12 protein-coding genes are annotated in these 13,835 nt (G+C 64.6%); 3 read left to right on the top strand and 9 right to left on the bottom strand.

The window, feature by feature from the left end:
* Window positions 1-3: 3 nt before the first annotated feature.
* From AC1ROT_RS02530 to AC1ROT_RS02545, 4 genes are all read right to left on the bottom strand, one after another.
* A complete protein-coding gene (locus AC1ROT_RS02530) occupies window positions 4-726 on the bottom strand; it encodes a transglutaminase-like domain-containing protein (protein ID WP_492997116.1) in 723 nt (240 codons plus the stop codon).
* A gap of 102 nt (window positions 727-828) precedes the next feature.
* On the bottom strand, window positions 829-1,515 hold the full coding sequence (locus tag AC1ROT_RS02535; RefSeq protein WP_492970299.1) for an RlmE family RNA methyltransferase: 687 nt from the start codon (window positions 1,513-1,515) through the stop codon (window positions 829-831).
* Entirely contained in the window at window positions 1,515-2,531 is a 1,017-nt protein-coding gene (locus AC1ROT_RS02540) for a Ppx/GppA phosphatase family protein (RefSeq protein WP_493001123.1), read from the bottom strand. Before AC1ROT_RS02540 ends, AC1ROT_RS02535 begins: the two co-directional genes overlap by 1 nt.
* 132 nt (window positions 2,532-2,663) lie before the next feature.
* On the bottom strand, window positions 2,664-3,683 hold the full coding sequence (locus tag AC1ROT_RS02545) for a LysM peptidoglycan-binding domain-containing protein (protein ID WP_492997117.1): 1,020 nt from the start codon (window positions 3,681-3,683) through the stop codon (window positions 2,664-2,666).
* Window positions 3,684-3,815: 132 nt separating this feature from the next.
* Between AC1ROT_RS02545 and AC1ROT_RS02550 the strand changes: the two genes are divergently transcribed.
* A complete protein-coding gene (locus tag AC1ROT_RS02550) occupies window positions 3,816-4,508 on the top strand; it encodes a cytochrome b/b6 domain-containing protein (RefSeq protein ID WP_492997118.1) in 693 nt (230 codons plus the stop codon).
* Between the two features lie 64 nt (window positions 4,509-4,572).
* On the opposite strand, the gene AC1ROT_RS02555 is transcribed toward AC1ROT_RS02550, so the two are convergent.
* Window positions 4,573-5,019, bottom strand: coding sequence for a c-type cytochrome (locus AC1ROT_RS02555; RefSeq protein WP_492997119.1), 447 nt, complete (start codon window positions 5,017-5,019; stop codon window positions 4,573-4,575).
* A gap of 227 nt (window positions 5,020-5,246) precedes the next feature.
* On the opposite strand from AC1ROT_RS02555, the gene AC1ROT_RS02560 reads away from it, so the two are divergent.
* On the top strand, window positions 5,247-5,828 hold the full coding sequence (locus AC1ROT_RS02560) for an LOG family protein (protein ID WP_492970294.1): 582 nt from the start codon (window positions 5,247-5,249) through the stop codon (window positions 5,826-5,828).
* A 169-nt stretch (window positions 5,829-5,997) separates the two neighbouring features.
* The gene (locus tag AC1ROT_RS02565; protein ID WP_492997120.1) at window positions 5,998-7,209 is read left to right on the top strand and encodes an NADP-dependent isocitrate dehydrogenase; all 1,212 of its coding nucleotides are present in this window, start codon (window positions 5,998-6,000) and stop codon (window positions 7,207-7,209) included.
* A gap of 57 nt (window positions 7,210-7,266) precedes the next feature.
* Here the strand turns inward: AC1ROT_RS02565 and AC1ROT_RS02570 are convergent, their stop codons facing one another.
* From AC1ROT_RS02570 to recA, 4 genes are all read right to left on the bottom strand, one after another.
* Window positions 7,267-8,337, bottom strand: a complete 1,071-nt coding sequence (locus AC1ROT_RS02570; RefSeq protein WP_492997121.1) for a beta-N-acetylglucosaminidase domain-containing protein — start codon at window positions 8,335-8,337, stop codon at window positions 7,267-7,269.
* Window positions 8,334-9,518 (bottom strand): cyclic nucleotide-gated ion channel, encoded by a 1,185-nt coding sequence (locus AC1ROT_RS02575; RefSeq protein WP_492970291.1) that lies wholly within the window; start codon window positions 9,516-9,518, stop codon window positions 8,334-8,336. The genes AC1ROT_RS02570 and AC1ROT_RS02575 overlap by 4 nt, the downstream gene beginning before the upstream one ends.
* A gap of 21 nt (window positions 9,519-9,539) precedes the next feature.
* On the bottom strand, window positions 9,540-12,185 hold the full coding sequence (gene alaS / locus AC1ROT_RS02580; protein WP_492997122.1) for an alanine--tRNA ligase: 2,646 nt from the start codon (window positions 12,183-12,185) through the stop codon (window positions 9,540-9,542).
* Between the two features lie 570 nt (window positions 12,186-12,755).
* Window positions 12,756-13,829: a recombinase RecA gene (recA, locus tag AC1ROT_RS02585; RefSeq protein ID WP_492997123.1), complete on the bottom strand. Its 1,074-nt coding sequence runs from the start codon at window positions 13,827-13,829 to the stop codon at window positions 12,756-12,758.
* Between the last annotated feature and the right edge of the window lie 6 nt (window positions 13,830-13,835).

The following is a 13,835-nucleotide window of genomic DNA, read 5'->3' on the forward strand; positions in this document are numbered from 1 at the left end:
TCCTTAACGCGATCTGGGCGAGGTTTTATTGTTGTTATCGGCTTCCACCGCGGCTTCCGCCGCGAAATCTCCACCAGCACGGTCGATGCGCCAGAGGTCGGGGTAATGGGTCAGCATGGCGTCGCGCCATTCATCGAAGGGCATGTCGGCATAACTACCGCGGTCGGCCACATATTCCATATGCCGCCGGTTGTCGGCGTCGAACGGATGGAACACCGAGTCCGTTTCGCCATCGAATTCCAGCGGCAGCACGCGGAATTTCTCACAGAGCGCTAGGTTGAAGGCCGGCGTCGCCTTCACCCACTTACCGTCCAGAAACAGCTCGGCAAAGCCATGATAGTAAAAGATATCGGTGCCCATCTGGGCGCGCAGGCGCGCCGTGGCCAGATGGTTCTTCACATCGGCCAGGCCGAGACGCGCCGGGATGCCCTCGGCCCGGGCGGCAGCGGCCAGCAGCAGTGCCTTGTTGACGCAGAAGCCATGGCCTTTGGCAATCACATTGGAGGCGCGCATGCCTTCGGGCGTCACGTCGACGGCATAGGGATCGTAGAGGAAGCGGTCGCGCACCGCGTAATACAGCCGGATCGCCTTTACCTTCGGATCCGTCTCATCCCCCACTGCTTCGCGCGCCAGGGCGCGCACGGCCGCATGATCGCTGTCGATGTAGGGGGTGGCGGCAAGGTATGCCGGGTCCACCGCGGGCTCGGAAAGCTCCGGCGCGGTCATTGGCAAGGCGGCTCCTGACTGGGAGTGGGTGTCTTGCCGCGGAGGATATAGACCGTCTTTGCCGCCCGGTCCAGCCTCGAAATAGGCAGGGATTATGGGCTGTTAGCCACGAAAACCGCTGGCGATGACGTAAGATTCCGCCGAATCCGCCCTTGAAGCCGGCGGTTTGACATGCCGCACGGTGCGGAAATCCCGCTTCATCATGGTGAGCAGGTCATTCTCGGTACCGCCGCGCAGCACCTTGGCCAGGAAGCCGCCGCCGGGATTGAGCACGCGGGTGGCAAAATCCAGCGCCACCTCGCATAGCATCATGATGCGGATATGGTCGGTCTGGCGATGACCGGTGGCCGGCGCCGCCATGTCCGACAGCACCAGATCGGCCTTGCCGCCCAGCGCATCGATCACCGCCTCTTCGGCGCCTTCGGCCAGGAAATCCTGCAGCAACAGGGACGCGCCCGGGATCGGATCGACCGGGTTGATATCCACGCCCAGGACGAAGCCGCCGCCCGCACCCGGGCCCTTGTCCTGCGACTTCACCCGCTTGACCGCCACCTGCGTCCAGCCGCCCGGCGCCGCCCCCAGATCGAGCACGCGCATGCCGGGCTTCAGCAGTTTGTACTTGTCATCCAGCTCGATCAGCTTGAAGGCCGCGCGGCTGCGCCAGCCATCCACCTTGGCGGCAGCAACATAGGGATCGTTGAGCTGACGCTGCAGCCATTTCGCCGAGCCGACAGTGCGGCCACGCGCGGTTTTCACTTTGACTTTGGGGCCGGCTTTGCGCGGCGGCATCAGTATCTCCTGCGCTGGCGCATCAGTTCGACCAGCACGCCCTCGCGCACGCCGCGATCGGCGACACGCAGGCGTTCGGTCGGCCAGAACTTGTACAGGGCTTCCAGAATGGCGCAACCCGCCACCACCAGATCGGCACGTTCCTCGCCGATGCAGGGATACAGCGCCCGTTCCGGCACGCTCTGCGAGGCCAGCAGCCGCGACTGCGCCATCACCTTGGCATAATCCAGCCAGCAGCCATCAACCAGGCGACGCTCGTAGCGCGGCAGGTTGAGCAGCAGGCCAGCCAACGTGGTGACGGTGCCCGAGGTCCCCAGCACCTGCATATTGTTGTCAGTCAGCTGCTGCGACAGTTTGTGCTTGTCCTCGAAGGGCTGCAGCGCCGTGGCCACTTCGTCGATCATCTGCTGATAGGTGCCGCTGTCGGTATGGCCGGCACCGAAGCGCTCGGTCAGGTTGACGACGCCGAAGGGTAGCGAAATCCAGTCGATCACCTCGGTGCGGCCGCCGCCATGCAGGCGGGCCCAGAGGATTTCCGTCGAGCCGCCGCCGATATCGAACACGATGGCCTGGCGATGCGGCGGCTCCAGCAGCGGCGCGCAGCCGGTCAGCGCCAGCCGTGCTTCTTCCTGGCTGGAGATGATGTCGAGCTTGATGCCGGTGGCGCTCTGCACTTCATGCAGGAATTCCGCGCCGTTGCCGGCACGGCGGCAGGCTTCGGTGGCAACGGCGCGCGCCACGTCCACATTGCGCCGCGCCATCTTCTCGGAACAGATTTTCAGGGCTTCGATGGTGCGCGCCATGGCGGCATCGGACAGCTGGCCGGAAATACTCAGGCCTTCGCCCAGACGGACGATGCGCGAAAACGCCTCGATGACCCGGAAGCCATCGCGCAGCGGCCGCGCAATCAGCAGCCGGCAATTGTTGGTGCCCAGGTCAATGGCCGCAAAGGTCGGCGGCGCGCCCCGGGCGGGGACGCCGTGGGGGGCACCCTGCCGTGCAACGGGGGCTTCCATGGTCACGAAACCAGGGTCCGGGGCAGCGGGGCCGCGCAGGGTATGGCAAATCCGATCATGCGATCAGTGTAGCGCGACGCCGCTCCCCCGTTAAGGCACGGAAGAAGCGGCGGCATTGCTGCATTTCCGCGGTCAGTTCGCCTTGGGCGGCGCCTGACGGCCCTCGCGCGGCAGGGCAAAGATCTGGCCCGGATAGATCATGTCCGGGTCGACGATGCTGCCCTGGTTGGCGCGGTAGATCTCGGTATAGAGCGGCCCCTGGCCATAAACCTGTCGGGCGATGCGCCACAGGCTGTTGCCGGGCTGGACCACCACGCTGCTGCCATCGGCGTTCAGCTGGATGTCCTCGGGCCGGGCCCGGCTGAACGGCAGCTCCAGGCGCGAAGCCACCTTGCCGCCGGCCTGTTCGACCTGGTCGACGCGCAGCGAATAGATGCCGGGATCGACGGCCTTGTCCGGCTTCAGGCTCCAGCGGCCCTTGTCGTCGGCATTGGCGACACCGATCGGCTCGTTGTTCAGATAGACCTGCACGGTGGAACCCGGCTGGGCGCGGCCCGACAGGATCAGGTTGCCGGCCTGATCGTATTCGATGGCATCCAGCGACAGGCCCTTGCGCGCCGGATCAATTGCGCCATCGGGACGCTGCAGCAGGCGGCTGGCGCCTTTCAGCGGCGTCAGCACGGCAATCGCCTGCTCGCCGCCCTCGCCCGGCTGGCATTCCGGCACGACGGCGACAACGCTGGCTTCAGCCTTGATCGGCTCCTGGCCCTGCATCTGCGATTCCAGCATGAATTCCTGGTTGCCGCGTTCCAGCGGCAGATCGGGCACCAGCACCCATTCGCCGCGGGTATCGGCGGTGACGCGGCCCAGTTCGCGCTGGCCGGCCTTCACCACCACCACTGAACCGGCCATGGCGCGGCCGGCGAAAACGGAGGTGCAGTTGCGGCTGATGCGCACCACATCGAAGCTTGGCGGGGCCTTGGCCACGCTGTCGGGCGACGGTGCAACGGGGGCTGCGGGAACCGGCGGCGGCGGGATATTCGCCGTCGGGGTCATGCCGCGCTTGTTGGGATCGGCGCCGAAGAAAATCACCGCCAGGATGCCCAGAACAGCGACGCCGAGAAGGATGAAGAAGAAACGACTGCCTCGCACTCGATTTTCCCGGCTAGCTTTATTGTGAACGACGGGTGAGATTAAGTCCTCGTCAGAGGACCCGCAACTCCTCTAACTTGCCCAAGATTTGCAAATCCTTACTGAATTTCACCAGCCCTGATCGTTGCCCCCATGAGCATTGAAACGTCTGCCGGCCCCGCCGGTTCACCCCAAACCGCCTCGATCCGGGTCTGGGACCTCCCCACCCGGCTGTTCCACTGGGCCCTGGTCGCCCTGGTGGTGGCCATGGTCTTCACCGGCTGGCAGGGCAAGCTCGACCTGCATATGACCCTGGGCCAGGTGGTGCTGGCGCTGGTGCTGTTCCGGCTGATCTGGGGCTTTGCCGGCAACCGGTATGCCCGGTTCAGCGATTTCGTCGCCGGGCCGATGGCGGGCCTGCGCTATCTGGGCACCCTCTTCGGCCGGCCGGGGCCGAAATATATCGGCCATAACCCGGTCGGCGGCTATGCCGTGCTGGCCATGCTGGCGCTTTTGCTGCTGCAGGCGGTGACCGGCCTGTTCACCAGCGACGACATCTTCACCGAGGGGCCGCTCTATTCCAAGGTGGCCACCAGCACCAGCGCCCTGCTCAGCACCACCCATCGGCTGGCGATCTGGGCCCTGCTCGCGGTGATCGCCGTGCATCTGCTGTCTACGATCTTTTACCTGACGGTAAAGAAGGAAAACCTGGTGACCCCGATGGTGACCGGCCGCAAGCAGGCTGTGGCCGCAGCCGATGCGCCGGGCGGCCATCCGCTGCTGGCCCTGGCGCTCTTCGCCCTCTGCCTGATCGTGGTTTTCGGCGGCCTGCGCCTGATCAAGTAAAGCCCGGTCAAATAAAAAAGGCGCGGCCTTTGAGCCGCGCCTTTTGCCATTCCCTGCGGAACGGTCAGTCCATGCGGAAGGCCTTGTGGCAGGTGCCGCAGGACGCGCCCATGGCGCCGAAGCCCGCCTTCACCGCATTCATGTCGCCAGCCTTGGCAGCGGTCGCCACCGCCGCAGCCTTGGATTCCAGATCCTTCATGTTGGCCTCGAACTGGGCCCAGTTGGTCCAGATGTCCGGCTTGGCCTTGGTCTCGCCCTTGTCGGAGCCGGCCGGGAAGTGCTGGAGCTGCTTGCCGGCCTGGGCGGCGATGGCTTCGGCCGGCGCGACGGCAGCCGAGGCCGGGCCGTTATCGTCCACCACCTTCTTGATCGCCCCCGCCGAAACGCGGAAGACCTGGAAACCGTCCTTGCGGGCCTTGATCGCGTCCGCCTGGGCCCAGGCGTAGCCGCCTGCGGATGCCACTGCCAGACCGAGCGCTGCCGCCAGGATGGCCTTATGCCACATTGCCATGTTTAGTCCCCTCGATTGAGACCCGTCTGCTGTCCGGGCCAACTCCATCTATACCCGGTTCATGGGCGGACAGACGACAAACCCTTTCATCCTCACGAAAATTTTAGAGCCGCCGGTCCCGGCCTTTCGTCCGGCGGCGACCGGGCTTTTCCGCTGGTATCCGGGGGCGGAATCAGCTACCCATCCCCACCCTTTGAACCGCCATTTCAGCCTTCCGGATTACCCCCATGGCCATTCGTTCCGTCTGCGTCTATTGCGGCTCCAGCCTCGGCGAGAGCCAGGTCTATACCGCCCAGGCCCAGATCCTTGGCCAACGCCTGGCCGAGAACGGCATCCGGCTGGTCTATGGCGGCGGCCGCATCGGCCTGATGGGCGTGGTGGCCGATGCCGTCCTAAAAGCCGGCGGCGAAGTGGTCGGCATCATCCCGAACCATCTGCATGACTGGGAAGTGGGCCATACCGGGCTGACCGAGCTGCATGTGGTCGACAGCATGCACACCCGCAAGAAGATGATGGTCGAAATGTCGGATGCCTTCATCGCCCTGCCCGGCGGCCTGGGCACCCTGGACGAATTCTTCGAGGTCATCACCTGGCGGCAGCTCAAGCTGCATGACAAGCCGGTGCTGGTGGTGAACACCGAAGACTACTGGCATCCGCTGATGGCGCTGATCGAGACCGTGATCGAGCGCGGCTTTGCCCGCCGCACCGCAACCACCCTCTATACCGTGGTGGAGGATGCCGAAGCGGTGATCGCCGCCCTGCTGGCCGAGCCGGCGCCGGAACATGCGGACCGGACCAGCAAGATCTGATCCGCAGGTCCCGGCCCCGAAAGCGGCCGGTTTGACCTTTTCTCGCCCCGCCTAGAGTTTAAATCCACCCGCCGCCCGGGCCCCAAGGGCTTTGCCCGGACGGCCGGCTTTGCTAGGGTCCGGGCCATCGCTCAAATCATGCAAACCGTGACTGTGGAGGGGCCCGTTTATGGCGAAGATCAAGGTCAAGAATCCGGTCGTCGAGCTCGACGGCGACGAGATGACCCGCATCATCTGGAAGTTCATCAAGGAGAAGCTGATCCTTCCCTACCTGGATGTGGATCTCCTCTACTACGATCTTGGCGTCGAATACCGCGACCAGACCAATGACCAGGTCACCATCGACAGCGCCCATGCGATCCTGAAACACGGCGTCGGCGTCAAATGCGCCACCATCACGCCGGACGAACAGCGCGTGACCGAATTCAAGCTGAAGGAAATGTGGAAGTCGCCCAACGGCACCATCCGCAACATCCTCGGCGGCACGATCTTCCGCGAACCGATCATCTGCAAGAACGTGCCGCGCCTGGTGCCGCATTGGAACGATCCGATCGTGGTCGGCCGTCATGCCTTTGGCGACCAGTATCGCGCCACCGACTTCCGCTTCCCCGGCAAGGGCACGCTGACCATCAAGTTCGTCGGCGAAGACGGCAAGATCATCGAGAAGGAGGTCTTCAAGGCCCCCGGCAGCGGCGTCGCCATGGCGATGTACAACCTGGATGACTCGATCCGCGACTTCGCCCGCGCCAGCATGAACTACTCGCTGGTGCGCGGCTGGCCGCTGTACCTGTCGACCAAGAACACCATCCTCAAGGCCTATGACGGCCGCTTCAAGGACCTGTTCGAAGAAGTTTACGAGCAGGAATTCTCGTCCAAGTTCAAGGCCGCCGGCATCACCTACGAACACCGCCTGATCGACGACATGGTGGCTTGCGCCATCAAGTGGTCGGGCAAGTTCGTCTGGGCCTGCAAAAACTACGACGGCGACGTGCAGTCCGATGTGGTGGCGCAGGGCTTTGGCTCGCTCGGCCTGATGACCAGCGTGCTGATGACGCCGGATGGCAGGGTGGTGGAAGCCGAAGCCGCCCATGGCACAGTGACGCGCCACTACCGCGAACACCAGGCCGGCCGCGAGACCTCGACCAACCCGATCGCCTCGATCTTCGCCTGGACGCGCGGCCTGATGCATCGCGCCAAGCTGGATGGCAATGCCGATCTGGACAAGTTCGCCCATACGCTGGAGAAGGTCTGCATCTCCACGGTCGAGGCCGGCTTCATGACCAAGGATCTGGCGATCCTGATCTCGAAGGACCAGCCCTGGCTGACCACCCAGAAGTTCCTGGACAAGATCGACGAGAATATGAAGAAGGCCCTGGCGTAAGCCGCGGTCCTTCATTCCGGACCGAAAGGGCCGCGTCCATGACGCGGCCCTTTTTCTTTATTGCGCCTTGACCTCTTCGCGCGTGATGCGGAAGGCACCGTCCAGCCATTGCACGATCTCACACGCTGCCGGATGCTCGATGCTGCCATAGCGACTGCGGAGCCCGGCCTGCTGGTCAGGCGTCAGCTGATCCAGCCCCGTATCCTGCAGTGCCGCGATATCGGCGCGGAGCCGTTCCGCAAACGCTTCGCCCAGCAGTTCCCTCGCCGCTCTGTCCCATGCTTCCTCCGCGCGATAGCCTGCCCCTTCGCGATACAGGGCCGCCAGCGTGAGCGCCGGAATGCAGGTGAGCGTGGGCTGCAAGGCCGGGTTGATGGCATGTCCGGAAAGCTGCGCGCCGATGGCGGCCGGGCGGTTGTCGAAACCGCGCAGGTAAAGGTATTGCGACATCATGTGCCCGTCGTTGACCGGGTAGTTGTCCCATAGCAGCGGCTTGCGTCGCAGCCGGCCGCCAACGCTTTCCAGATAGTCGGGCGCAATCGCGGTCGAACAAACCTTGTCGCCGGTCCAGAACACCGCGATGGCCGGATCGAGTTCACGGCCCAGCGATTCGACATAGCCCGCCGGCCGCTGGCCAAAGATCTGGTCGAGGATCGGATCGTCGGTGTAGTAGGTCGGGCAGACGATGAGCCGGCTGGCCTTGGTCCGCGCCGCCACGAAGTCGATGATTTCAAGCTGGCGCACGGCAAGATCGTCGCGGTCGCCCTGCATGTCGTCGAACAGGATGGCGAGATCGTCGATACCCAGACTGTCGAGGAAGCTGAGCTTGCGCGCCAGCGCCGCGCGCTTGCCGGCGCCGAACTTGGCATACAGCTCATAGGGACTGAGGCCGATGCCAAAGCGCAGGCCCAGGCTGCGGCAATGGATGCTGAGTTCGGCCAGCCGCTGCGCCATTTCGGGCGGATGTTCCTTCTGCCAGCGACGACGCAGAAAGGGATCGCCCTTCGGTGCGTAGAGATAGAAGCCGTAACCATGGCCGGCAAGCCGCGTAAGCGTGACGAGCCGGTCCTGCCAGGCCCAGGGCCGGCCGTAGAAACCCTCAATGATCCCCAGCGGCGGCGCGCTCATGTGGCTGAAGGCCCGGTCTCCATCTGGCCGCGCTGTTCCAGCCGTTCGGTGGCGATGCGGTCGATATGGTCGCGGATGGTGGGGTGCACCTGCAGCAGGCGCTGGAAGTCGGTCACCTCGAGCGCCAGCAGGCGGCAATCGGTGATGGCGCTGACCGTCGCCGTGCGATCCGTGCGCCGCAGCAGCGCGATCTCACCGAAATGCTGGCCGGGCCCGAGCACCACCGGCTTGGGCAGGATCTCGACCTCCACCTCGCCGGCCATGATGAAGAACATCGCTTCGGCGCGCTCGCCCCGGCGCACGATGGCGGTGCCGCTGGGCACCACCTGGGCTTTCAGCAGGCTGGCGATCTCGGCAATCGAACTGGCATCCAGCTTGGCGAACAACGGCAGCGCCGCCACCGCGCGCCAGGTGACCATGAATTCGCGGCGCTTGATCTCCTCGGCAAAGCCTGACGCGAGCAGACCGGCGGGAATGGCAATCGTGCCGACGCCGATCACGATCATGAAGCCGTTGAACAGCTTGCCCAGCGGCGTGACCGGGATCATGTCGCCGTAACCGACCGAGCCGACGGTGACGATACCCCACCACAGCGCCTTGGGGATCGAGCCGAACACCTCGGGCTGCGCCTCGTGCTCCAGCACATATATGATAGAGGAACCCACCACGAGCATGACGCTGACGGCGACCAGCGCCGCGGTCAGGCCCCGTGCCTCGCGCTTCAGCACGGCGGCGACCAGCGCCAGACCCGGCGTGTAGCGCGCCAGCTTGAACAGCGTGAACATCTCGGTGGCGAGGAACAGGTCGCGCGGGAATGGCACGACCAGGTTGATCCAGAAGGGCAGGATCACCAGCAGGTCGACTACGCCAAGGAACGAGCCCATGTAGCGCCGCCGCATGGCGGCCGCGCCAACCCGGCCGCCATGGGCATAAACCGGTGCGATCCAGATGCGCAGCAGATACTCGGCTGTGAACAGGATATCGGTCGCCTCGCGCAGGCGGTCGAGCCAGAAGATGCTTGGCGCATCCAGCCCGGGCACCGTGGCCAGCATGATGGCGACGGCGCAGGCCAGCACGCTGATAACGATCAGCCAGGAAGTCAGGCGATGACCGGGGCGCGCATCGCGGCGGTCATCGGCCAGAAGGTCGAAGCAGACCTGGCGCCAGCCCTGTTCGGTCATTGCGCCAGCTGCCTTTTCCGGTTATGCGGCCTTGTCGATCTCGGCCGCGATGGCGTCCAGCGCCTTGCCGGCGCCGGCCGGATCGGCACCGCCGCCCTGCGCAAAGTCAGGCCGGCCACCGCCGCCCTGGCCGCCGATCAGCGGCGTGGCGATCTTCACCAGCTCGGCCGCATTGATCCTGCCGGTCAGGTCGGCGCTGACGCCGACGACAACAGAAACTTTTCCGTCCGCCACCGAGGTGAGCGCCACGACGCCGGAACCGATTTCCTTCTTCATCGCATCGACCATGCCGCGCAGATCCTTGGCCGGCACGCCATCGAGCGACCGGGCGGAGAATTTCACGCCCTTGATATCCTTCACCTGGGCGCCGGCACCGCCGCCGCCGGTGGCGAGCTGCTTGCGCAGTTCCGACAGTTCCCGCTCCAGCTTGCGCTTCTCGTCCAGCAGTGCGGTCAAGCGCTGCGGCACGTCTTTCGGCTGCGCCTTCAGCGCATCGGCGGCGGCCTGCAGGGTGCCTTCCTGTTCCAGGAAGTAATGCCGCGCGGCCTCGCCGGTCAGCGCCTCGATGCGGCGCACGCCGGCGGCAACCGCGCCTTCATTGACGATCTTGAACAGCGCGATGTCGCCAGTGCGCTTCACATGGGTGCCGCCGCAGAGTTCGGTCGAGTAATCCTTGCCGTCCTCCAGCTTGCCCATCGAGAGCACGCGCACCTCGTCGCCATATTTCTCACCGAACAGCGCCATGGCGCCGGCCTTGATCGCCTCGTCCGGCGTCATCAGCCGCGTGGTCACGGCATCGTTCTGGCGGATCATCGCATTGACCTCGGCCTCGACGGCAGCGGCCTCATCGGCGCTGATCGGCTTGGGGTGGCTGATGTCGAAGCGGAAACGATCCGGGGAAACCAGCGAACCCTTCTGCGTCACGTGATCGCCCAGCTTGCGACGCAACGCCGCATGCAGCAGATGCGTGGCCGAATGGTTCGACGCAATGGCGCCGCGACGCGTGGCATCCACGGTGAGGATCGCCATGTCTTCCAGCTTCAGCGTGCCTTCGGTCACCTTGCCAAGATGGGCATGCAGGGCGCCGAGCTTCTTCTGGGTGTCGCTGACCTCGACCCTGGCGCCGCCGGCCGTCACAATCAGCCCGCTGTCGCCCTGCTGGCCGCCGGACTCGCCATAGAACGGCGTCTGGTTCAGCACGACGGCGACCTCGGTGCCGGTCTTCGCTTCGCCGACCGGCTGGCCGTTGACGATGATCGCATCGATGCGGCCTTCGGCAGACTGCGTGTCATAGCCGAGGAATTCGGTGGCGCCCTTCTCTTCCTTGGTCTCGAACCAGACCTTCTCGGTCGCCGCCTCGCCCGAGCCGGCCCAGGCCTTGCGGGCCTCGGCCTTCTGCGCGGCCATGGCCGACTGGAAACCGTCGAGATTGACGTTGATGCCGCGCGGACGCAGCGCATCCTGGGTCAGATCGAGCGGGAAGCCGTAGGTGTCATAGAGCTTGAAGGCGGTCTCGCCCGGCAGCATGTCGCCCTTCGACATGCTGGCCGTAGCTTCATCGAGCAGCTTGAGGCCGCGATCCAGCGTCTGCTTGAAGCGGGTTTCCTCCAGCTTCAGCGTCTCGGCGATCAGCGCTTCGGCGCGGCCGAGTTCAGGGTAGGCGCGGCCCATCTCGCCCACCAGCGCCGGCACCAGGCGGTGCATCAGCGGCTCCTTGCAGCCCATCAACTGCGCATGGCGCATGGCGCGGCGCATGATGCGGCGCAGCACATAGCCGCGGCCCTCGTTCGACGGCAGCACGCCATCGGCGATCAGGAAGCAGGAGGAGCGCAGATGGTCGGCCACCACGCGATGGCTCACCTTGTGCTCGCCATCGGCATCGGTATGCGAGGCATCGGCCGAGGCCTCGATCAGCGCCCGCATCAGGTCGATATCGTAATTGTCGTGCTTGCCCTGCATCACCGCGGTGATGCGCTCCAGGCCCATGCCGGTATCGATGGACGGTTTCGGCAGCGAGATGCGCTGCTCCTTCGTCACCTGCTCGAACTGCATGAAGACGAGATTCCAGATCTCGATATAGCGGTCGCCATCGGCATCCGGGCTGCCCGGCGGGCCGCCGAAGATCTTGTCGCCGTGGTCGTAGAAGATTTCCGAACACGGACCGCAGGGACCGGTATCGCCCATGGCCCAGAAGTTGTCAGAGGTGGCGATGCGCACGATGCGATCCTCGGCCACGCCGATCTTCTTCCAGATGCCATGCGCCTGGTCGTCATCGTGATAGACGGTGACCCAGAGCTTTTCCTTCGGCAGGCCATACTCTTTGGTGATCAGGTTCCAGGCGAGCGGGATCGCGTCGTCCTTGAAATAGTCGCCGAAGGAGAAGTTGCCGAGCATCTCGAAGAAGGTGTGATGGCGCGCGGTGTAGCCGACATTGTCGAGGTCGTTATGCTTGCCGCCGGCGCGCACGCATTTCTGCGAGGTGGTGGCGCGGGTATAGGGGCGCTTTTCCTGGCCGGTGAAGACATTCTTGAACTGCACCATGCCGGCATTGGTGAACATCAGGGTCGGGTCGTTGCGCGGCACCAGCGGCGAGGAATCGACCACGCTATGCCCGTTCTTGGCAAAGTAGTCGAGGAAGGCCTGGCGGACGTCGCTGGCGGAGGACATTGACTTCATACCCCTGGTCGGCGGCGCTCCGGAGCTGTCTCTTGGCCGGATCGCCCTGTCGTTTGCTGGTCAGATTGTCGTGAACCGGCCATAAACCGGCAAGAGGACTGTCTTAACGTCCCCTCCCGTCCCTGTCCAGCGAAGGGGGCGGCAGGGTAAGTCCTTGCCCCGGCGCGGAATTGCCGCCTTTGCGGGCAGCGCCCCGACCGGGCCGCCACGGCCAGGCCAGCCGGCTTCGCGACGGGTTCATTCCGCTTCGTTTCGCTTCATCCCGCTTCGTTTCACTTCGTTTCGCTTCATTCCGGTTTCCTTTCGCTTCGTTTGGCTTCGTTTCGCTTCATTCCGCTTCGCGTTAACCGAAACTTCCACCAAAGGTAGCAGCTTTGGTAATGCCCCATTTAGAACGCTCCGCGAACATTTCAAGCGGTCGTGGAAAAAGCCAGGCCGCCCCGGGGCGGATGGGCGCAAGGCAAAAAATAACCCCGGCAGCGAGGTCCGCTGCCGGGGCTTTTCCCATGGAGGAGATTAACTCAGGCGCCGTGGTTTGCCGGCGTTGAGCTTGGGGAAATCCTATTCCGCGTCTTCGACCTCGCCCGCATCCGGGCCGGCGTCGATCGCGGCGGCCACGATGCCGGTATTGGCCTTGATCGCGGCTTCAATACGATTGGCCACTTCAGGGTTTTCCTTGAGGAAGACCTTGGCGGCCTCGCGGCCCTGGCCGATGCGCTGGCTATCAAACGAGAGCCAGGAGCCCGACTTCTCGACCACATTGGCTTTCACGCCCAGGTCGATCAGTTCGCCGGTCTTGGAGACGCCCTCGCCATACATGATGTCGAAGTCGACCACCTTGAACGGGGGCGCCACCTTGTTCTTGACCACCTTCACGCGGGTCTGGTTGCCCACCACCTCGTCGCGGATCTTGATGGCGCCGATGCGGCGGATATCGAGGCGGACAGAGGCGTAGAACTTCAGCGCGTTGCCGCCGGTGGTGGTTTCCGGGCTGCCGAACATCACGCCGATCTTCATGCGGATCTGGTTGATGAAGATGACCATGCAGTTCGACTTGGAAATCGAGGCGGTCAGCTTGCGCAGCGCCTGGCTCATCAGACGGGCCTGCAGGCCGACATGGGTGTCGCCCATCTCGCCTTCCAGTTCGGCCTGGGGCACGAGGGCGGCGACCGAGTCGATGACCAGCACGTCGATGGCGCCGGAGCGGACCAGGGTGTCGGCGATTTCCAGCGCCTGCTCACCGGTATCGGGCTGCGAGATCAGCAGCTCCTCGATATTCACACCGAGCTTGCGGGCATAGGACGGATCGAGCGCGTGTTCGGCGTCGACGAAGGCGCAGGTGCCGCCCTTCTTCTGGGCCTCGGCCACGACATGCAGGGCGATGGTGGTCTTGCCCGAGCTTTCCGGACCGTAGACCTCGACGATGCGGCCCTTCGGCAGGCCGCCGATGCCGAGTGCGATATCCAGGCCGAGCGAACCGGTGGAGATCGACTCCACCTCCATGCTCTGACGCTGGCCGAGCTTCATCACCGAGCCCTTGCCGAAATTGCGCTCGATCTGCGAGAGCGCCGCTTCCAGAGCCTTACCCTTATCCATGTTTTCCTTGTCCACGAGCCGAAGAGAGGGGGACGACATTGCGGG

It is taken from the genome of Ferrovibrio sp. GW821-FHT12E11 (assembly GCF_058806975.1).